A 19,536-nucleotide genomic window follows, 5' to 3' on the forward strand; every position below is an offset into this window, starting at 1 on the left:
GCGCCGCGCACGGCGGCCATCAGCGGCTACCAGCGGCCCGATGCCCCGCCGCCGCCGCTCGAGCCGCCACCGCCGGTGAACGAGTCGGACGAGCTGGAGCTGGACGAGTCCGAGCCGGACGATGGCCACTTGAAGGACGAAGACGAGGACGTGGAGCTGGATGACGACCAATCGCTGCCCGTCAGTTTTTCGACGATCACCAGGATCCCCATCACCACGCAGAAGACCGTCAGCAGAACCTGACCGGGCGAATATCCCATCCGATGCCCGATCCAGATCAGCGCCAGCAATGTCACGCCGATGATCGCCGTATTCTTGCGCACGCGTGCGGAGCGAACGAGACCGATGCCGAGGAGCCACGCACAGAAACCCATGCTCGTCGCGATTCCCAGCCCACCCAGCATCGCGACCAGATCGCCGTCGAAAATCGCGCCGACCGGCAACATCGCAACCGGCACGATCGTCGCGACGAGAAAGCTGGCCGGCAGCATCACCCGCCAGCGCAGCTTGCGCCATTCGGTGACGACACCGAGCGCGACACCGGTCAGCCCGAGCAGTAACCAGAACAAGAAGCTCCCGAGGTCGACCGGAGTTTTCTCCCGCAAGCCGTTGGATAGCCTCTTCACATCGTGCGACGTCGTGCGCTGCGCGTCCTCGTCGGGCAGTGCGCTCTCCGACTCCGCCATTTGCGGCGGCGTCATCTCACGCACCAGCGCATCGACCGCGTCGCTCACGCCGGCTTCGATACGCTTCTCGCGAAACGGCGGCACGATGCGCTCGCGGATGATTCGCCCCGCGACGACGTCCGGAATCGCACCTTCGAGGCCGTATCCGACCTCGATCCGCACCGTGCGATCGTTCAGTGCGGCGACCAGCAGCAGACCGTTGTCGATCTTGCTCTGGCCGAGACGCCATTTCTCGAACACCGCGGTCGCGAACTGCTCGATGGTCGCGTGACCGGTCGACCCGACCAGCAGGATCGCCATCTGCACGCCGAGCCGGCGCTCGAGATCGGCGAGGCGGTCGGTCAGCTCGGACGCACATGCGACACTCAGCACGCCCGTCATGTCGGTCACGCGGCCTTTCAGCGGCGGAGGCGCTTCGGGGTTGTCGGCGACGGGATAAGCGGCTGCGGCAGCCACGTTCGTGCAGGTCGACGGCGCACCGGCCGCCAGCGGAATCGCGCCTTCGCCCGCGGCCGGCGCGGCGAACGCCGGGCCGCAAAGAAACATCGCGCCGGCCAGCAGCGCGGCCGCCATTGCGAGGCGCGTCGTGCCTCCCGTCGATACCGGATCGCCCTCGCAATCCGGGAGGCGTGAACGCCCCGTCAGTCGTTTCAGGTTCATGTCGGAAACGGCGCGCCGGCTCCGTCGGGAACGGCGCGTTCTCTCGTCGTTTTTTTAATCGACCCGAAGCATAACCAATTGCGAAGGGAATCGAAAGGTTCCGGCCCGCCGTGGTTGCCGATTGCGTCCGGGAAATGCGCCGCGTTTGCAGACGGATGTGACAAAACACGTCGGCCGGCACGCGCCCCGCATTCGATCAGGAAAACGGGCAAGCACTGCCCGGATTCGAGACCTAGAATATGAGCGTCCCGGCGCCCGCGCCGTACAACGGTTGCCCCCTCTCCCGATCGCCCGCGACCATGAACATTTGCCATCCGCGCTTTCTCCGCCCCGCGCTGGGCACCGCCTGTGTCGCCGCCGTCGCGGCGCTGGCAGGCTGCAACGGCGACGCCTGCTTCGGCGTCGATGTCTGCTTCAACAGCAACAACACGCAGACCGTCGCGCTATCCGGCACGGCCGCCACCGGCGCCGCGCTCGCGAGCGCGTCGGTGACGGTGAGTTGCGCGCAAGGCTCGGCGACGACGCTGACCGACGGCGGCGGCAACTACCGCGTGACGGTCAACGCCGTGCTGCCATGCGCGATCACCGTTGCATCGGGCGGCACGAGCCTGCATTCGCTCGCGTACGCGGGCGGCACCTTCAACACGACACCCGAGACCGAGCTGATGCTCGTCTATCTGGCCGCGCAACTCGGCACGAACACGGCCGGGCTGATCGGCAATTTTCAGGGGAATGCGCGCTTCCAGCAGGCGATGGGCAGCCCGAACGCGGTGCAGGCCGCGCAATCGGCGGTCGTGACGAATCTGCAGCAGCGCTATTCGGTCACGCTGTCGACGCCGGCTTTCCTGACGACACCGTTCGTGGTCGGCCAACCGGGCATCGACGGCGATCTCGATGCGCTGGCCAAGGCCGGCGCGATCGATTCGAATGGCATGCCGGATCCGGCCGCGATTTCGCTGCTGGCACAGGCGGGTGCGGGACACCCGCTGTAAATTGGCCGGCGTGCCGTTGCGGCACGCACTCACGCCGCCGACACGCTTACGCGGCCTCCCCGCTCCCGCAAGCAACGCGCGCGGCCTGCTGCTGTGTGAGGTAGCGCAGCAGCTTGGTCACCATCCACACGACGATGAACGACAGCGCGACGAAGAACACCGCGAGCGGCGTCAGCACCTGCACCGACACGAAGCCGGCGAGGCCCATCATCGCTGACGAAACCAGCAGCAGCGCGCAGCCGAGGATCGCGCTCGTCAGCCCCGCGATATGCGGAAACAGCGAATTGCCCTTGGCCATCAGCGTCGGATACATCGCGCCCGCGCAAAAGCCCATCACGAGCACCGGCGTCGCGAGCGTCCACACGCGCAGGCCGACGGTCAGCGCCAGCACCAGCATCGCAATCGCCGCGCCCGCCATCACGCGCGCGCCGATGCGCAGCCGCTGCTCGGCACTCGGCAGCCCGCGCCCGTGGATCCGGTTCGACAGCCCGCCCAGGAAATACATCAGTCCGATCCCGAGCGCGAGATAGCCGAAGTAGGTCGGCGGCTTGTGCAGCGTGGTCTGCACCATGAACGGCCCGACGATGTTGAACACCAGCAGGATGCTGTAGCAAAGCCCCTGCGCGAGGAAGCAGCTCTGGAACACCGGGCTCGCAAGCACCTTGCCCGCATTCGCCATCAGCGTGCGCGGCTCGAGGTGGACCGGCTTCGGCAAGGTCTCGCGATAACGCCACAGCAGCGCCCACATCACCAGCGAATACACCAGCAGGAACACGAGGCACGCGCGCCAGCCGAACCATTCCTGCAGGTGCGCGCCGATCACCGGCGCGATGATCGGTGCGAGCCCCCACGCGATCGACATGTACGTGAACGCATGCATCAGCGCCTGGCCCGAGAACGAGTCGGTGATGATCGCCTTCGCGAGCAGGTTCGTGGTCGCGATCCCGAAGCCCTGCAGGCAGCGCGCGAGCACGAACGTCTCCAGGTTCGGCGCGCCGAGCGACAGCAGGCAGCCGATCGTATAGATGACGAGCCCGAACGCGAGCACGCGCTTGCGCCCGTACGCATCGGCGACCGGACCGAAGATCAGCTGGCCGAGCGCATAGGCGGCCATGTAGCCGGACACACTCGACTGGATCGCCTGCGGCGTGGTGGCGAACGAGCGCGCCATGTCGGGCAGCGCGGGCACGTAGATGTCGATCGCGAGTTGGCCGGCGGACGCGAACAGGCAGATCAGGAACAACAGGAAGCGCGGCGAGTTCGATTCGCGCGCGGGTGTGAGCGAGGCGTTCATGACAACCGGGAAGGATTCGGACGGCGGCAGCACGCGCCAGCGTGTTCGAATAACGAACAGCGGTGCGCAGCGAAGCCGTATTGTGCCTCTTGTTGCGCCCTCTCACAGGAATTCCCTGGCGCGGACGAGGTTGAATGGCTGTCGCGTGGCCTTCCGAAACGCGCCGAGACAAGCGCCGCCGGCCGCCGGCCGGTTTCGACATCCCGCCGCAGTCGCGCTCCCGCAGCGCCCGTCGCCGTTTTAATCCTGCTTTAAGCCAGCACCCGCATAGTCGCGTGTGGCTCGATCCGTGAGCCACACGCTTCATCCATTGTCGATTCGATCAGTCTTCGTTTGTTGGAGATACGAATATGCGATTCCGTTCATCCATGGCGGCGGGCGCGCTGGCGCTGATGCCCGTGCTCGCGATGGCCGGGCAGGCCGACGCGGCCCCGGCCGCACAACCGATGTTCGTCAACGTCAACGGTCACGCCGTGCCCGTCAAAGCCGAAACGCGTGTCGTCCAGACGGCCCTCGGCCCGATGAAGGTCAGCACGTGGAGCTGGCACAGCCCGCAAGGCGGTGCGAGCTTCGAGATGCAGACGTCGTCGTCGGACGGCACCCCGCCCGCAGCCGCGCTGCGGCAGCTGCAGGCCGCGCAGTACCGGATGCAGGCCGCCCAGGCGCAGATGGTCGCGCTGCAGCAGCAGATGATGGCGCTGCAGCACGTCGCGCTCGCCAACGCGTTCGCGATGCCGATGCCGCAGCCGGTCGCATTCACGATGCCGCTGTGGGCGATGCCCGAACCGGTCGTCGTGCTCGTGCCGGCCCAGCCGTCGACGCGGGCGGTGGCGCCGGCACCGTCGGTGCCGGCCCGGCCGGCCGCGCGCGGCCCAGAAATCAAGGCCTGACACGCGATTCCGGCGCGCGAGCGACCGGGCCGCAAAGCAAAACCGCCGGCATGTGCCGGCGGTTTTTTTATTTGCGATGCGATACGGCTGCGGAGCGTCGATCAGTACTGCGCCTGATCCGTCGGATTCCTGAACAGCTGCTTCATTTCCGGCGACAGCGGATAGTTGAGGCTCACGCCCTTCGGCGGAATCGGCTGCATGAACCACTGGTCGTAGAGCTTCTCGGCAGCGCCCGACGTCTGCATCTTCGCGATCACGCCGTCGACCACGTGCTTGAACGCCGGATCGTCCTTGCGCATCATGCATGCGTAGTTCTCGTGGACGAGCGGCGTGCCCGTCACCGTATACGCAGCCGGATTGCGGTCCTTCGCGATCTCGCCGTACAGCAGCGGCTCGTCCATCACGAATGCCACCGCGCGCCCCGTCGTGACGTTCATGAACGCTTCCGCGTGGTCCTTCGCGCTGATGATCGTCATGTTCATCCCCTTCTCCTCGTTCATCTTGCGCAGCAGGCGCTCGTCCGACGTGCCGGCCGTCGTCGCCACCGTCTTGCCGGCGAGATCCGGAAAGTCCTTCACGCCCGAATCCTTGCGCGTGCTGAAGCGAATTCCATAGAGAAAGATGCTGTTCGAGAACGCGGCCTGCTTCTGCCGCTCCAGCGTGTTGGTCGTCGATCCGCACTCGAAGTCGATGGTGCCGTTCTGCAGCAGCGGAATCCGGTTCTGCGACGTGATCGGAATTTCCTTCACCGTCAGGTTCGGCGCCTTCAGCTCGACCTTGAGCGCGTCGATGATGCGCGCCGCGATGTCGCGCGAATAACCGATGTTCTTCTGCTGGTTGTCCGAATAGGAGAACGGCACCGACGATTCGCGGATACCCAGCGACACGATGCCCGTGTCCTTGATCTTCTTCAGCGTGCCGGTGAGCGCCTGCGCGTGCGCGGTGCCCGCCAGCGCGCAGGTCAGCGCGACGGCCAGCCAACGGAAGCGGCGATCCATGCTTTTCTCCTGATGAATCGTTGATCGAATCGCGATCGTACGCCCGACAAAATTCGCGTCGCATCAGGGAAAGCGCAAGCCACCGTCGATCTCGGCCGGGCGGGCACAGCCGTTTTCCGTGGCGCGCAAACATGCGTGCGACACGCGTCGCGCCCGGCCGGGCGCGCTCCGACGCGTCCCGCACGCGATATCGCTCGCTCCACACCCGCCATCGCGCCGCATTGCAACAACGTAATCGTTTGCGGCTCCCCGATTTTTTCTCGCTAAACACGCTCAAGAAGCGTCCGCAACAGCCGTTACCCAGTGCATGACGCGTCGCAGCAACCATGCCGCGCTCGTCAGACAAAAAACGACAAGGGCCGGTGTTCCTCCGGCCAGGCACGACCGCCAGCACGACGGTTATCTACGAGGATCGAGTCTCACCATGAGAGCCAAACGTTTCAATTTCGCGCTGGCCCGCTCCGCTCATGCGCGCATGCTTGCCGGCATGCTGTCTGCCGCCGCCCTGCTTCCGCTTGCAGGCTGCGGCGGCGGTGGCGGCGACGGCAGCAATCCGTCGTCTTCCAATGCCGCGCCGGCCCCTTCGCCTTCGCCCGCCCCGGCGCCGGCCCCTGCCCCGACGACTCCGCCCACCACCAGCGGCAGCAATGCATGCGCGACGCAGCAGGCCGCCGTGCAGATGGCCGCCCAGACGACCGCGCCGGCCGAGCCGCCGGTCGATCACCTGATCGTCAAGCTCAAGACATTGACGGCCACGCGCGCGATGGCGGCCCTCGACACCGGCACGCGGCTCGACGCGGTGATCCAGCGCTCGATGACGCGCTGGACGGCGCCGACCGCGACCGGCGCCGCACGCACGTATGCAGCCGCGACGACGTCGCAGGCACCGCTGAACGTGCAGGTCGAGCGAACCCTGTCGGACGGCGCGGCCGTGCTGTCGATCGGCCAGCGCATCGCGTCCGGCGACGCGGCGGCACTCGCGCAGGCATTTGCAGCAGACGGCGACGTCGACTACGCGGAACCGGATCACCCGATGCAGATCCGCGACACGCCGAGCGATCCCGCATACAGCCAGCAGTGGTATCTGTCCGACGCGAGCGTCGGCATCAATGCGCCGCCCGCATGGACGCGGACCAAAGGTTCGCCGACCGTCGTCACCGCGGTGCTCGATACGGGCTACCGGCCGCATCCCGACCTCGTCGGCAACCTGCTGCCCGGCTACAACTTCATCTCGAACGCCCACACCAGCAACAACGGCCAGACGCGCGGCACCGATGCGACGGATCCGGGCGACTGGGTCACGCAGCAGGAACTGGACGACGCCAGCGGCCCGTACTATCACTGCGCGAGCGAACCGAGCAGCAGCAGCTGGCACGGCACGCGCGTGATGGGCGTGATCGGCGCCGCGGCCAACAACGGCATCGGCGTCGCCGGCGTGTCGTGGCTCGGCCGCATCCTGCCGGTGCGCGTGCTCGGCAAGTGCGGCGGCACGACGAGCGACATCGCCGACGCGATGCGCTGGGCGGCCGGCATTCCGGTCGCCGGCGTGCCGACGAACCCGAATCCCGCGAAGGTCATCAACCTGAGCCTGGGCGGCGTGGGCGCATGCAGCACGACGTTCCAGCAGGCGATCGACGACGTGAACGCGAAAGGCGTGACGGTCGTCGTCGCCGCGGGCAACGACGGCCTGTCGACCGGCCTCGACCAGCCGGCGAACTGCCGCGGCGTGATCAGCGTCGGCGCGACGGATGCGACCGGGCGCCGCGCATCGTTCAGCAACTTCGGCTCCGACGTCGCGCTGAGCGCTCCGGGCGTCAACATCCTGTCGACGGCCAACAGCGGCGCGACGACGCCGGGCACGGACACCTACGGCACCGCAAGCGGCACGAGCCTCGCGACACCGCAGGTGACGGGCATCGTCGGATTGATGCTGTCGGTGAACGGCAACCTCACGCCCGCTCAGATCCAGCAGAAACTGCAAGGCGGCGCGCGTGCGGCGATGCTGCCGGCCAGCACGTCGTGCACCGCGATGCCGGCAGGCTCCGGTATCGCCGACGCAGGTGCCGCCGTCACGGCCGCCACGCAGTAACCGGCACGTCGCCTCGACGCAACCGCGCGCACGCCTGTCTGGCGTGCGCGCGTTTTTTATCTGCGGAGCCGGCGTCGTCGCGATGACATATTGCACTGAACTGCCTGAAAAAAGGCCGTAAAAGGGTTGACGCTTCGCACGACGACCCATTACCATCGCCCCCGTCTGATTACATGGAGTGTTCTGTGAACACCGATGCGAGTTGTAGTTGGTCGTCGACCAACTTGACTGCTGCCTGAGGAAACCGCGCAGAGCCTCGTCTTCTGCCGCATCCCGGGAAGCAGGATGCGGCGCCCTTCCGGCCTGACCGGCCAGAATCCCCCGCCGATTTTTTCGATATCGCCGAATGTCCGCGCTGCGCAACCGTGCGTTGCCGCGCGCATACGTTCGCGCCGCGCGCAGCACACGCTGCGTGCGTGTTCCGTTCGCGTGCCGTCCGGCCGCGCGCCCATGTGCGTGCGCGGCTGCCGATCGCTCGCGCCATCTACCCGAAACCGACAGGAGTGCAGATGAACTCAGACGACAGTAGTCGATTACCGCTCGCCGGTGCGACGCTGCGCATCGTCCATCCGGCCGCGCTCCGCGCGCCGGCGAGCGTTCCTCCCTTCACCGATCCACAGCCGATCGCGCCTGACGCGACGCGGCGGGGGGCGTTCGTGCATCGATAACGTCACGCTCGCTCCCCGCCCGCCGCCTCGTGCGCAAGGAGCGATTCATGACTCAACGAAACAACCCGCAAAAGAAACAGCGCGGCTTCATCAACGCCGGCCCCGGTCAGCAGAACGAACCGCGCATCATGCGCGCCGCACAGGAAGCGGCCCGCCCGCTCGAAGAAACCTTCAAGTCGCTGCACACCAGCATGCGCGGCCTCACCTACGCGCAGGCCGCCGACCGCCTGCAGCACCACGGCCCGAACGAAATCGCGCACGACAAGCCGCCGCACTGGATGCGCCAGCTGCTGCATGCATTCCACAATCCGTTCGTCTACGTATTGCTGGTGCTGGCCGCGATCAGCTTCTTCACCGACGTCTATTTCGCGGCCGCCGACGATCGCGACTACGTCGGCATGACCATCCTGCTGGCGATGGTCACGATCAGCGCGCTGCTGCGCTTCGTGCAGGAATTCCGGTCGCTGCGCGCGGCCGAAAAGCTCAAGGCGATGGTTCGCACGACGGCGACCGTGCAGCGCGCGGTGACCGACACGTCGGAGCCTGCGCGGCGCGAGGTGCCGATGCGCGAAGTAGTCGTCGGCGACATCGTTCACCTGTCTGCGGGTGACATGATTCCCGCCGACGTGCGTCTGCTCGCATCGCGCGACCTGTTCATCAGCCAGGCCGTGCTGACCGGCGAAGCGCTGCCGGTCGAGAAGTACGACACGCTCGGCGCGGTCGCCGGCAAGTCGGCGCACGCGGGCGTCGCGGGCACGTCCGGCGCGGCGAACGACGCGTCGACGTCGCTGCTCGATCTCGAGAACGTGTGCTTCATGGGCACCAACGTGGTCAGCGGCACCGCGACGGCGGTGGTCGTCGCGACCGGCGAGGACACCTATTTCGGATCGCTCGCGCGTAACGTCGTGAGCCACAAGCGCATCGAGACGAGCTTCGACCGCGGCGTCGCGAGCGTGAGCTGGCTGCTGATCCGGTTCATGTTTGTGATGGTGCCGATCGTGTTCATGATCAACGGCCTGACCAAGGGCGACTGGCTGAGCGCGCTCACGTTCGCGCTCGCGGTCGCCGTCGGTCTCACGCCCGAGATGCTGCCGATGATCGTCAGTGCGAACCTCGCTCGCGGCGCGATCGCGATGGCACGCCGCAAGGTCGTCGTGAAGCGGCTGAATTCCGTGCAGAACTTCGGCGCGATGGACGTGCTGTGCACCGACAAGACCGGCACGCTCACGCAGGACAAGATCATCCTCGAACATCATCTCGACTTGTCCGGCCACAAGAACGAGGACATCCTGCGGCTCGGCTGGCTGAACAGCTTCCACCAGAGCGGCCAGAAGAACCTGATCGATATCGCGGTGGTCGCGCGCGCCGACGAGATCGGCGAGCGCGCGAAACCGCAGGGCTACAGGAAGATCGACGAGTTGCCGTTCGACTTCGTGCGCCGCCGCCTGTCGGTGGTCGTCGAGGACAAGCACGGCGCGCATTTGCTGATCTGCAAGGGCGCGGTCGAGGAAATGCTCGCGGTTTCGACGCACGTGCAGGACGAACACGGCGTGCGCGCGCTCGACTTCGTCGCGCGCAAGCGGCTGCTCGAACAGGCGAACGCTTACAACGAGGACGGCTTCCGCGTGCTGGTGCTCGCCACGCGCGCGATCCCGCGCGGCGACGAACGCGAACAATACCGCACGGCCGACGAGCGCGACCTGGTCGTGCGCGGCTTCCTGACCTTCCTCGATCCGCCGAAGGAATCGGCCGCGCCGGCACTTGCGGCGCTGCGCGAGAACGGCGTATCGGTGAAGGTACTGACGGGCGACAATCCGACCGTCACGATGAAGGTGTGCCGCCAGGTCGGCCTCGAACCGGGCCGGCCGATGCTCGGCGCCGAAATCGAAACGCTCGACGACGCGACACTCGCGAAGGTCGTCGAACGCACGACGGTGTTCGCGAAGCTCACACCGCTGCAGAAAGCGCGCATCGTGAAGGCGCTGCAGGCGAACGGGCACACGGTCGGCTTCCTCGGCGACGGCATCAACGACGCACCCGCGCTGCGCGACGCAGACGTCGGCATCTCGGTCGACAGTGGCGCCGACATCGCGAAGGAGACCGCCGACATCATCCTGCTCGAGAAGAGCCTGATGGTGCTCGAGGAAGGTGTGATCAAGGGCCGCGAGACGTTCGGCAACATCCTCAAGTACCTGAACATGACGGCCAGCTCGAACTTCGGCAACGTGTTCTCGGTGCTCGTCGCCAGCGCGTTCCTGCCGTGGGAGCCGATGCTCGCGACCCAGCTGCTCGTGCTGAACCTGATCTACGACACGTCGCAGATGCTGCTGCCGTGGGACAAGATGGATCCGGAGTTCCTGAAGAAGCCGCGCAAGTGGGAAGCCGGCAACATCGGCCGCTTCATGCTGTGGGTCGGGCCGACGTCGTCGGTGTTCGACATCACGACCTACGTGCTGATGTGGACCGTGTTCGGCGCGGGTGCGATGTATCACCTGCACGGCGGCTCGGGCGGCCAGATCGTGATGAACTCGGGCTGGTTCATCGAGAGCCTCGTGTCGCAGACGCTCGTCGTGCACCTGCTGCGCACGCAGAAGATTCCGTTCCTGCAGAGCACGGCCGCGCTGCCGGTGTTGCTGTCGACCTTCACCGCGATCGCGATCGGCTGCTGGCTGCCGTTCTCGCCATTCGCCGATTCGCTCGGCTTCGCGCACCTGCCGGGCACTTACTGGCTGTGGCTCGCCGCGACGATGGCCGGCTACATCCTGCTCGCGCAGATCGTCAAGACGATCTATGTCCGTCGCTACAAGCAGTGGTTCTGATCTTCTCCGAATGATGGCGTGCCGGCCCGCATGGGCCGGCCGCTTACGACGCACGACAGGTGACGTAATGAAAAGAAAAATGCTTCCGCTCGCGGCCGCGAGCGCCCTCCTCGCGCCGCTGGACGTCTACGCGGCTCATCCGCTCGTCAGCGACGACACGGGCACGCAGGGCAATGCGAACTGGCAGTTCGAGTTCAACGGCGAGGAAACGTCGAAACAGGACGAGAACGGCCGCCATCAGTTGTGGAACGCGACGCTCACGCGCGGGTTCGGCGAGCACGTGGATCTCTACGTGAACGCGCCTTACACGCATCTGCAAACGCGGACCGACGACAACGGCGCGGGCATCGGCGATGTCGAGATCGGCATGAAATGGCGCTTCGTCGAACACGGGCCGCTGTCGCTTGCGCTGAAACCGAAGGTGACGATGCCGACCGGCAACGACGCTCGCGGGCTCGGCACAGGCCGCGTCGGCACCGGCGCGACGCTGCTCGCGCAAGCGGACATCGCGCGCTTCTCGTTGCTCGCGAATGCGGGCCTCGCGTACCAGCCGAATCGCCACGGCGATCTGCGCTCGGTCTGGGCCGTGTCCGCCGCGGCGCTCTACAAAGCGACCGACACGCTGCAGTTCGTCGCGGACATCGGCCTGTCGCGCAACACCGAAAGCACGGCCGGCGCGAATCCGGCCTTCGTGATCGCGGGCGCGATCTACTCGCCGAAGCGCTGGCTCGACCTCGACATCGGCTACCGGCACGGGCTGAACGACCAGACCTACCGACATTCCGTCATGGGCGGGGTAACGGTGCGGTGGTGATGCCGTGGTGATGCGGCCGATGCCGCATATTCAACCGCACGACGACGGGCCGCCTTCGGGCGGCCCGTTTCGTCATTTGCCGTCGTTCGCGCCAAACAGTTGCGCGCACACGGCGCGCCCCTCTTCGGTCAAGGCGGCGCTGCCGGTGCCGTCGTCGTTCGACGTCGTCGCGCTCAGGCCGGCCGCGTCGAGCTGCGTCAACGCACGGCGCAGCGTGCTCATCGGCAATTGCGCGCGCTTCGCGATCTTCGGCAGCGACCACGTCTTGCCGGACGGGTCGCTTGCAGCTTCGTGCAGCGTCGCGAGCGTCGCAACGAGTGCGGGATCGAGCGGGGCGTCGTCGAATTCGGAAGTCATAGGTTCGGGTTCATGCGCCGGCACGGGGCCGGCATTCAGGAAGGCGGCAATCGCGGACACTATACGCCCGGTCACGCACCGTTGATCGCGGCACGCATGAACGACACGAAACGCGTGGTCACGGGATCGTCGCGGCCGGACAGCCACGCCAGCCCGACGCGCCATTTCGCGTCCCTGCCGGCGAGCGGCAATACCGTCGCATCGCGCAGCAGGTACTGCGCCCGCGACGGAATGAACGCGACGCCGACGCCGGCCGCGACCGACGTGAGCACCGATTGCACGTCCTCCGCCTGTTGCATCACCTGCGGCACGAAGCGCCGCTCGACGCACCACCGGTCGATCTGCGCGGCGAGTCCGGGGCCGCGTGCGCGCTGCAGCGCGATGAAGCCGATCTCGTTGAGCACGTCGAGATCCGCCGGTACGCGCTTGAAGCCGAGGTGCGGCGGCACCGCGAGCGCGAGCCCCTCGTCGATCACCTTGAACGACGACAAGCCTTCGTCCGACGGCAATCGCAGGAACCCCGCGTCGAGTTTGCCCGCGCGCAGCCGCCGCGTTTGCTCGGACGACGACAGGTCGCTCAGCGTGACCGCGATGCCCGGATTGCGGCGCCGGAATTCCGCGACGAGTTTCGGGACGAGCGTCAGCACGGACAGGCAGATGCCGAGCCGCAAATGCCCGCGTTGCCCGCTGGTCGCCTCCCGCGCACGCGCGAGAATCTCGTCGGCATCGCGCACGAGCGCCTGCGCGTCGGGCAGGAAGCGTTCACCGAACGGCGTGAGTTCCGCGCCGTGCCGCCCGCGCTCGAACAGCTTGCCGCCAAGGCTCGCCTCGAGCGCGCCGATCTGCTTGCTCAGCGCCGGCTGGCTCATGTGGAGCGTGTCGGCCGCGCGGCTGAAATGGCTGAGCTCGGTGACCGTCAGGAAAGTGCGCAGCAGTTTCAATTCCATTCTTGAAAGGAATCTTATCGATTGAAACATTCATTTTACTGATCGATCGTCGTGGCGTTCAATATGGGCAAACACCCTTCCCGGAATTCACCATCATGCCTCTCGATCATGCGGCCGAGTACCTGACCGACGTATCGTGCGACACGGTCGTCGCCGACACAGGCGATGTCGCGCACGACGCGCCGGCGCCCGGGCGTCGCGCCGCACGCGCCGACAGCCGCAGCCGCCGCTTCCGCTTCGGCGATGCGCTGGACGACGTGCCGTCGCGGGGCGGCACCGGTTCGATCGCGATCAGCTTCGCGGTCGTGTCGCGGCGAAACTGGCCGCGTTGAATCGGCACGCCTGCCTCCCGCCAATGAACGCACGCGTTCGATCTTCCGCAAAAAACGGCAGGAATCCGCGCGCATCACGCATCAATTCGCACACATCCATCGTCATCGCGACGCAATCGACCTTATAATTTCCCGCACCCGCTGACCGCCCACGCATTTCGCGCCGCCGCAACGCGCGTGAAAAGGAGACTTTCGCTTGACCGGCCTCATCGCGCGCCTGCCTCGCGCCCGGACCACCCTGATCATCGCCCTGTCGTTCCTGACACTCGCGTTCGCGACGAACGCGTCCGCGCAGCCGCATCGCACCGCGGCGCCGCATGTGCATGCGAAAGTCGTCAAGAAGAAGCCCGCGTCCCGCAAACACAAGGCCGTCAAGCACCGCCGCCCGCGCGTGAAGCATCATGCGGTCAAGCGTCACGCGGCGCCCGCGCCGCAACGGCGCGCGAAACGCACGAATGCGGCCCGCTCAAGCCCCGCCGCGAAACCGCGCCTGCTCGCAAGCTGCGGCTACAGCCCGCGCGCGGTTCGCTCGCTGCATTCGCGCGCGGCCTATGTGCTCGACGTCGACTCCGGCACGCCGCTGCTGGCCCGCAACGCACGCACGGTGCGGCCGATCGCGTCGATCTCGAAGCTGATGACGGCCGTCGTCGCACGCGACGCGGACCGGCCGCTGAACGGTGTGCTGCGCGTCACCGCGCGCGATCGCGACACGATCAAGTTCACCGGTTCGCGGCTGCCGATCGGCACCGAACTGTCACGCCGCCAGATGTTCCATATCGCGCTGATGTCGTCGGAAAACCGCGCGGCCGCCGCGCTGAGCCGCGACTATCCGGGCGGCCGCGCCGCGTTCGTGAAGGCGATGAACCGCGAGGCGCGCCGGCTCGGGATGCGCCATACGCATTTCCGTGAACCGACCGGCCTGTCGCCGCACAACGTGTCGACCGCCGAGGATCTCGCGCGGCTCGTCGGCGCGGCCGCGCAGGATCCGCTGATCCGCTATTTCTCGACGGACACGTCGGCCACCGTGCAGGCCGGCGACGGCGAGCTGCTGTACGTGAACTCCGATCCGCTCGTCCGGTACGGCCGCCTGCCGATCCGGCTGCAGAAGACCGGCTTCATCAACGAATCGGGGCATGGTGTCGTGATGCGCATGCACGTGAAGGGTCGCCGCGAAACGGTCGTGCTGCTGGGCGCGCCGACGCGCGCGGGCGTGTCGAGCGATGCGATGAAGATCCATCGCTGGCTGGCCTGCTCGATCCAGTAAGCAAGACGCGCGCGCGGCCGGCAAGTTCGCCCACGAAGGAGCGATGCGATGCAGGACGAATACCGTTTCAACGCGTTTGGCCGCCTGGTCGCCGTCGTGCGTTCGAACGGCCGCTGGCACGTGTTCGATCTCGGCGCCGAAGGCAAGCGACGGCCGGCCAACCTGCAGATTCCGTCCGCACTCGCGGCTGACGAACTCGCGCAATATCTCGGCGACCTGCTGCACGAGCATGCGTCGCCGAAGTACAACGACGTCGTGCCGGTTCCGTCGTCGCGCCAAACATAAAGCGCCGCCGCGCGTCGCCGGCATTCCGCCCATCGGTGGTTGCCGCGCCGCCATTCGGCACTCTCGGCGCTCTCAGCACTCTCGGCACTTCGAACACTTCGGCCACTCCCTCCACTCCGGCCACTCCGACCGCACCACACACCGCGAACGCCCCCCAATTCGACAGTTAAACTTGCAAGTCAAACTGTCGTGTTCTATGATCCGTCGCATGACACCGCCACGTACACCCGGCGTTTCCGCCGATACCGTCGCCGCCGAGCTGATCCTCGCGGTCGGCCAGTTGATCCGCCGGCTGCGCTCCGAGATCGAGTCCGAAGGGCTCGGCATGTCGCAGACGAGCGCGCTCGCGCGGCTCGAACGACAGGGCCCGATGACGACCGCCGAGCTCGCCCGCGCCGAGGCGATGAAACCGCAGTCGATGAAGGCCATTCTCGCGAGCCTCGAGGAAGACGGGCTCGTCGAACGCGAGCCTCATCCGACCGACGGCCGCCAGATCCTGTTCCTGCTGACCGCGGCCGGCCTCGCGGCACGACGCAAGCGCGATACCGCGAAGCACAAGTGGCTCGGCGCCGCGATCGACAAGCTCGACCCCGAGGACATCCGCGCGCTCGCCGCCGCTATTCCGCTGATCCGGCGCATCGGCGAGCAATAACCCCGCATGCGCGCCGCGCGGCATCGCGCGCGCACGCTTTCCCTCGCCCATTCACGGAGCCTTCACGCCATGAGCACAACCCGTCTCGACACGCAAACGGCACTCGTCGTCATCGACCTGCAGAAGGGCATCGTCGCGCTGCCCGCCGCCCATCCGGTCGCACCGGTGATCGAGCATACGCGCGAGCTGCTCGACGCCTTCCGTAGCCGCGGCCTGCCGGTCGTGCTCGTGAACGTCGCCGGCGGTGCGCCGGGCCGCACGCAGCAGCAGGTGCGTCTGGACGCCCTTCCCGCCGACTGGACGGATCTCCTGCCCGAACTGAACCGCCAGCCAAGCGACCATGTCGTGACGAAGAAGACCTGGGGCGCATTTACCGGCACCGGTCTCGACGCGCACCTGAAAGCGGCCGGCGTCACGCAGATCGTGCTGGCCGGCATCGCGACGAGCATCGGCGTCGAATCGACGGCCCGGCAGGCGCACGAGCTCGGCTACAACGTGACGCTCGCGGTCGACGCGATGACCGACCTCAACGCCGACGCACATGCGAACAGCGTCGAGCGGCTGTTTCCGCGCCTGGGCGAGACGGGTTCGACGCAGGAAATCATCGCGCTGCTCGACCGGCGCGGCGCGTGAACGACCAACGCGCCCGGCCGGCGCCGGACCATGCGGCCGGCCGGCTCGATCCGTCGATCTGGAAAGTCAGCGCGGTGGCGACGCTCGGCTCGCTGCTGTCGCAACTCGACGCGACGATCGTCAACGTCTCGCTGGCGAGCCTCGCGACCGACCTGCACGCGAGCCTGTCGACGATCCAGTGGGTGACGAGCGGCTACCTGCTTGCGCTCACGCTGGTGTTGCCGCTGAACGGCTGGCTGGTCGACCGCATCGGCGCGAAGGCGCTGTACCTGTGGTGTTTCTCCGCGTTCACGCTGACGTCGGCGCTGTGCGGGCTCGCGTGGTCCGCGCCGTCGCTGATCGCATTCCGCGTGTTGCAGGGCGTGAGCGGCGGGCTGCTCGCGCCGATGGCGCAGATGATGATCGCGCGCGTGGCCGGCCAGCAGATGGCGCGCGTGATCGGTTATGCCGCGGTGCCCGTGCTGATCGCGCCGATCCTCGGGCCGGTCGTTGCCGGCGCGATCCTGCAGCACGCATCGTGGCGCTGGCTGTTTCTCGTGAATCTGCCGGTCGGTGCACTGGCACTTGCGCTGGCCGTATGGTTCCTGCCGGGCGACCGCGAGGAAGCGCGGCGGCGCGAGCTCGACTGGATCGGCCTCGCGCTGCTGTCGCCGGCGCTCGTGCTGTTCCTGTATGGCGCCGAGCGCATCGACGCGGTGTCCGGCCTCACCGCGGTCACGGCGTCGGTGCTGCTGCTCGCCGCGTTCCTGCGCATCGAGCGGCGCAAGGGCGCGCATGCGCTGATCGACCTCGCGCTGTTTCGCTCGCGTGTGTTCGGCGCGGCCGCTGCCACGCAATTCCTGTCGAACGGGGCGATCTACGCGGGCCAGATGCTGATTCCGGTATTCCTGATCCAGGCGTGCGGCCGCTCGCCCGGCGAGATGGGCTGGCTGCTGGCGCCGCTCGGGCTCGGCATGCTCGTCACCTATCCGTCGATGGGCGCGTTGACCAGCCGCTTCGGCGTGCGCCGGCTCGCCGCCGCCGGTGCGCTGCTCGCGCTGGCCGCGACGCTGCCGTTCGTGTATCTCGCGCTCGCCGGCTACGATCCGTACGTGCTGGTGCCAGCGCTGTTTCTGCGCGGCATGGGCCAGAGCGCGATCGGCGCACCGTCGATTTCCGCCGCGTATGCGTCGGTCGAACGGCGCAACCTGCCGATGGCGACGACGTCGCTCAATATCGTCCAGCGCCTCGGCGGCCCGACGTTCACGACGATGTGCACGCTGTTTCTCGCATGGCGGCTGCATGCCGAAGCCGAATCGACGACGGGCGGCACGCACGGGGCCGCGTATGCGTGGGCGTTCGGGCTGCTTTGCGCGCTGCATGCGGCGAGTTTCGCGACGACGCTGCGGCTGCCGCGATGGTCGAGCGGCGCGGGGGGGCGGCCAGCGACGGACGCGCGTTCCGGTTCGCGCTGAATGCCGGCGTCGCGTCGAACGTCATCGCCAAACCGTTCGGATTGTGCCGCAGCATCCAGACGCTGCTGACGAACGCTTGCGGCCAATGCCAGGCCTTGTCGATGCCGCGCTTGCCGCCGCGCGCAATGCGCGTGGAGAGCCACGACAGATACAGCGAGCCGGGCACCCTCTTCCCCGCTTGCCGCTATGCGACACGGGCTCCGAGCGGGCATTGCGGCAAGCGCGCAGTGTGTTGCGAAGCATGAAAATCGGGCGGTGCCACGCAACCGCGGCATTGTTCCGGCGCCCTGCGTCATGCATTCGCGACATGCGGCCGGAACCCGATGGCACAATCACGGTCCCTTTCATACACCCTTCACCGGGTGCGCGCCGCATCGCGGCGCAGATTCAACGCACGAGCAAGACCCTTCCTGCCCCCATGACCCTGAACGAATCCTGGTTTGCGCCGCTCGTCGGCGTCCTCATCCTGCTCGCGGCCGCCGGCGCGATCGCGGCCGCCGTCCATTTCCTGCTGTTCCGCGTCGTCGCGCGTCTTGCGCGGCTGTCGGCCACCCGCATCGACGACGCGCTGTTCGAGTTCGGCGCGTTCAAATGGCTGAACCGCATCGTGCCGTTCGTCGTGATCAAGCTCGGGCTCGGCGCGGTGCCCGGCATCCCTGCCGTGGCCGCGCAGGCCGCCGACAAGGTGCTGTTCGCGCTGATCGTCTTCCTGGTGTCGATGACGATCAGCACGACGCTGTCCGCGCTCGAGCACACGCATCGCACGAGCCGGCGCGACCAGCCGCGCCTGTCGCTGAAAGGCGCGATGCAGCTCGTCAAGCTCGTGATGTTCATCACGGCCGCGCTCGTCGTGATCGGCGACGCGACCGGCAAGCAGATCGGCCTGCTGCTGTCGGGCATCGGCGCGATGTCGGCGGTGCTGATGCTGATCTTCAAGGACACGCTGCTCGGTCTCGTTGCCGGCGTGCAACTGTCGTCGAACGACATGCTGCGGATCGGCGACTGGATCACGATGCCGTCGGCCGGCGCGGACGGCACGGTGATCGACATCACGCTGAACACGGTCAAGGTCGCGAACTTCGATCACACGATCATCACGGTGCCTACATGGAAGCTGATCACCGAGAGCTACCAGAACTGGCGCGGGATGACGGAGGCCGGCGGGCGCCGCATCAAGCGCGCGCTGTTCATCGACGCGACCAGCGTGCGCTTTCTCGGCAACGACGAGATCGAACGGCTCGAACGCCTGACGCTTCTGAAGGACTACCTGGAAGACAAGATCGATGCGATCTCGCAATGGAACGGCACGCTCGGCTCGGCCGGCGAATGCCCGGCGAACCGCCGTCAGCTGACGAACCTCGGCACGTTCCGCGCGTACGTCGCGAACTACCTGAAGGGCCATCCGCGAATCCGCCGCGACATGACATGCATGGCACGCCAGTTGCCGCTGACGGCCGAGGGCATTCCGCTCGAACTGTACTGCTTCACCGACACGACGACCTGGGTCGACTACGAGGCGATCCAGTCCGACCTGTTCGATCATCTGATCGCGGTGCTGCCGGAGTTCGGGCTGCGCGTGTACCAGCATCCATCCGGCTTCGACATGCGCCGGATGGCCGGCGCGGTGCAAGCCGACCTGCCCGCGCCGTACGCACTGTAATGCTCGCTGCGGCGGCCCGCAACGGGTCGCCGCCGGCAGCGC

At 67.2% G+C, this 19,536-nt stretch carries 18 protein-coding genes; 13 read left to right on the forward strand and 5 right to left on the reverse strand.

Translation table 11 applies throughout. The annotated features are described in order from the left end of the window. Positions 1-26 precede the first annotated feature (26 nt). Positions 27-1,346 (reverse strand): TPM domain-containing protein, encoded by a 1,320-nt coding sequence (locus WS51_RS32455; protein WP_081333528.1) that lies wholly within the window; start codon positions 1,344-1,346, stop codon positions 27-29. 299 nt (positions 1,347-1,645) lie between these two features. Between WS51_RS32455 and WS51_RS06275 the strand changes: the two genes are divergently transcribed. Then, positions 1,646-2,338, forward strand: a complete 693-nt coding sequence (locus tag WS51_RS06275; protein ID WP_059451164.1) for a hypothetical protein — start codon at positions 1,646-1,648, stop codon at positions 2,336-2,338. Between the two features lie 46 nt (positions 2,339-2,384). On the opposite strand, the gene WS51_RS06280 is transcribed toward WS51_RS06275, so the two are convergent. Next, positions 2,385-3,632, reverse strand: a complete 1,248-nt coding sequence (locus WS51_RS06280; protein WP_059507579.1) for a multidrug effflux MFS transporter — start codon at positions 3,630-3,632, stop codon at positions 2,385-2,387. Positions 3,633-3,982: 350 nt separating this feature from the next. Here WS51_RS06280 and WS51_RS06285 point away from each other — a divergent pair, with 350 nt between their 5' ends. After that, positions 3,983-4,522 carry a hypothetical protein gene (locus WS51_RS06285; RefSeq protein ID WP_059507580.1) on the forward strand — a complete coding sequence of 180 codons (540 nt, stop codon included), beginning with the start codon at positions 3,983-3,985 and terminating at the stop codon, positions 4,520-4,522. 101 nt (positions 4,523-4,623) lie between these two features. Here WS51_RS06285 and WS51_RS06290 read toward each other — a convergent pair whose 3' ends face one another. Next, positions 4,624-5,520, reverse strand: coding sequence for a glutamate/aspartate ABC transporter substrate-binding protein (locus WS51_RS06290; protein ID WP_059507581.1), 897 nt, complete (start codon positions 5,518-5,520; stop codon positions 4,624-4,626). A 424-nt stretch (positions 5,521-5,944) separates the two neighbouring features. Here WS51_RS06290 and WS51_RS06295 point away from each other — a divergent pair, with 424 nt between their 5' ends. The 4 genes from WS51_RS06295 to WS51_RS06305 all read left to right on the forward strand — a co-directional run bounded on the left by WS51_RS06295 (position 5,945) and on the right by WS51_RS06305 (position 11,910). Further along, a complete protein-coding gene (locus tag WS51_RS06295; protein ID WP_059545574.1) occupies positions 5,945-7,609 on the forward strand; it encodes a S8 family peptidase in 1,665 nt (554 codons plus the stop codon). 509 nt (positions 7,610-8,118) lie between these two features. Next, complete coding sequence (locus WS51_RS32690) at positions 8,119-8,277, forward strand: hypothetical protein (RefSeq protein ID WP_174905484.1); 159 nt, start codon at positions 8,119-8,121, stop codon at positions 8,275-8,277. 47 nt (positions 8,278-8,324) lie between these two features. Further along, entirely contained in the window at positions 8,325-11,096 is a 2,772-nt protein-coding gene (gene mgtA / locus WS51_RS06300; protein ID WP_069229144.1) for a magnesium-translocating P-type ATPase, read from the forward strand. A gap of 67 nt (positions 11,097-11,163) precedes the next feature. Next, positions 11,164-11,910 carry a transporter gene (locus WS51_RS06305; protein WP_059774081.1) on the forward strand — a complete coding sequence of 249 codons (747 nt, stop codon included), beginning with the start codon at positions 11,164-11,166 and terminating at the stop codon, positions 11,908-11,910. Positions 11,911-11,982: 72 nt separating this feature from the next. Here the strand turns inward: WS51_RS06305 and WS51_RS06310 are convergent, their stop codons facing one another. Both WS51_RS06310 and WS51_RS06315 read right to left on the reverse strand, forming a co-directional pair. Next, entirely contained in the window at positions 11,983-12,267 is a 285-nt protein-coding gene (locus tag WS51_RS06310) for a hypothetical protein (protein ID WP_059507748.1), read from the reverse strand. 71 nt (positions 12,268-12,338) lie between these two features. Next, the gene (locus tag WS51_RS06315; protein ID WP_059805051.1) at positions 12,339-13,214 is read right to left on the reverse strand and encodes a LysR family transcriptional regulator; all 876 of its coding nucleotides are present in this window, start codon (positions 13,212-13,214) and stop codon (positions 12,339-12,341) included. Between the two features lie 95 nt (positions 13,215-13,309). Here WS51_RS06315 and WS51_RS06320 point away from each other — a divergent pair, with 95 nt between their 5' ends. The 7 genes from WS51_RS06320 to WS51_RS06355 all read left to right on the forward strand — a co-directional run bounded on the left by WS51_RS06320 (position 13,310) and on the right by WS51_RS06355 (position 19,494). Further along, complete coding sequence (locus tag WS51_RS06320; RefSeq protein ID WP_069228805.1) at positions 13,310-13,546, forward strand: hypothetical protein; 237 nt, start codon at positions 13,310-13,312, stop codon at positions 13,544-13,546. A gap of 196 nt (positions 13,547-13,742) precedes the next feature. Beyond that, entirely contained in the window at positions 13,743-14,810 is a 1,068-nt protein-coding gene (locus WS51_RS06325) for a serine hydrolase (RefSeq protein WP_059545579.1), read from the forward strand. Positions 14,811-14,858: 48 nt separating this feature from the next. Further along, the gene (locus WS51_RS06330) at positions 14,859-15,095 is read left to right on the forward strand and encodes a DUF7661 family protein (RefSeq protein ID WP_059805053.1); all 237 of its coding nucleotides are present in this window, start codon (positions 14,859-14,861) and stop codon (positions 15,093-15,095) included. Between the two features lie 196 nt (positions 15,096-15,291). Then, positions 15,292-15,747 carry a MarR family winged helix-turn-helix transcriptional regulator gene (locus tag WS51_RS06335; protein ID WP_059451156.1) on the forward strand — a complete coding sequence of 152 codons (456 nt, stop codon included), beginning with the start codon at positions 15,292-15,294 and terminating at the stop codon, positions 15,745-15,747. Between the two features lie 69 nt (positions 15,748-15,816). After that, complete coding sequence (locus tag WS51_RS06340) at positions 15,817-16,380, forward strand: isochorismatase family protein (protein WP_059507589.1); 564 nt, start codon at positions 15,817-15,819, stop codon at positions 16,378-16,380. After that, positions 16,377-17,834, forward strand: coding sequence for a DHA2 family efflux MFS transporter permease subunit (locus WS51_RS06345; protein WP_069228806.1), 1,458 nt, complete (start codon positions 16,377-16,379; stop codon positions 17,832-17,834). Before WS51_RS06340 ends, WS51_RS06345 begins: the two co-directional genes overlap by 4 nt. 418 nt (positions 17,835-18,252) lie before the next feature. After that, entirely contained in the window at positions 18,253-19,494 is a 1,242-nt protein-coding gene (locus tag WS51_RS06355) for a mechanosensitive ion channel family protein (RefSeq protein WP_060329617.1), read from the forward strand. The last annotated feature ends 42 nt before the right edge of the window (positions 19,495-19,536 follow it).

Origin of the sequence: Burkholderia territorii (assembly GCF_001718335.1) — a bacterium.
In the GTDB taxonomy this organism is placed as follows: Bacteria; Pseudomonadota; Gammaproteobacteria; order Burkholderiales; family Burkholderiaceae; genus Burkholderia; species Burkholderia territorii.

Excerpts from the sequence above, each read along its gene's own strand:
- WS51_RS32455 (WP_081333528.1), bottom strand. The coding sequence starts at position 1,346 with ATGAACCTGAAACGACTGACGGGGCGTTCACGCCTCCCGGATTGCGAG.
- WS51_RS06275 (WP_059451164.1), top strand. The coding sequence starts at position 1,646 with ATGAACATTTGCCATCCGCGCTTTCTCCGCCCCGCGCTGGGCACCGCC.
- WS51_RS06280 (WP_059507579.1), bottom strand. The coding sequence starts at position 3,632 with ATGAACGCCTCGCTCACACCCGCGCGCGAATCGAACTCGCCGCGCTTC.
- WS51_RS06285 (WP_059507580.1), top strand. The coding sequence starts at position 3,983 with ATGCGATTCCGTTCATCCATGGCGGCGGGCGCGCTGGCGCTGATGCCC.
- WS51_RS06290 (WP_059507581.1), bottom strand. The coding sequence starts at position 5,520 with ATGGATCGCCGCTTCCGTTGGCTGGCCGTCGCGCTGACCTGCGCGCTG.
- WS51_RS06295 (WP_059545574.1), top strand. The coding sequence starts at position 5,945 with ATGAGAGCCAAACGTTTCAATTTCGCGCTGGCCCGCTCCGCTCATGCG.
- WS51_RS32690 (WP_174905484.1), top strand. The coding sequence starts at position 8,119 with ATGAACTCAGACGACAGTAGTCGATTACCGCTCGCCGGTGCGACGCTG.
- mgtA (WP_069229144.1), top strand. The coding sequence starts at position 8,325 with ATGACTCAACGAAACAACCCGCAAAAGAAACAGCGCGGCTTCATCAAC.
- WS51_RS06305 (WP_059774081.1), top strand. The coding sequence starts at position 11,164 with ATGAAAAGAAAAATGCTTCCGCTCGCGGCCGCGAGCGCCCTCCTCGCG.
- WS51_RS06310 (WP_059507748.1), bottom strand. The coding sequence starts at position 12,267 with ATGACTTCCGAATTCGACGACGCCCCGCTCGATCCCGCACTCGTTGCG.
- WS51_RS06315 (WP_059805051.1), bottom strand. The coding sequence starts at position 13,214 with ATGGAATTGAAACTGCTGCGCACTTTCCTGACGGTCACCGAGCTCAGC.
- WS51_RS06320 (WP_069228805.1), top strand. The coding sequence starts at position 13,310 with ATGCCTCTCGATCATGCGGCCGAGTACCTGACCGACGTATCGTGCGAC.
- WS51_RS06330 (WP_059805053.1), top strand. The coding sequence starts at position 14,859 with ATGCAGGACGAATACCGTTTCAACGCGTTTGGCCGCCTGGTCGCCGTC.
- WS51_RS06335 (WP_059451156.1), top strand. The coding sequence starts at position 15,292 with ATGATCCGTCGCATGACACCGCCACGTACACCCGGCGTTTCCGCCGAT.
- WS51_RS06340 (WP_059507589.1), top strand. The coding sequence starts at position 15,817 with ATGAGCACAACCCGTCTCGACACGCAAACGGCACTCGTCGTCATCGAC.
- WS51_RS06355 (WP_060329617.1), top strand. The coding sequence starts at position 18,253 with ATGACCCTGAACGAATCCTGGTTTGCGCCGCTCGTCGGCGTCCTCATC.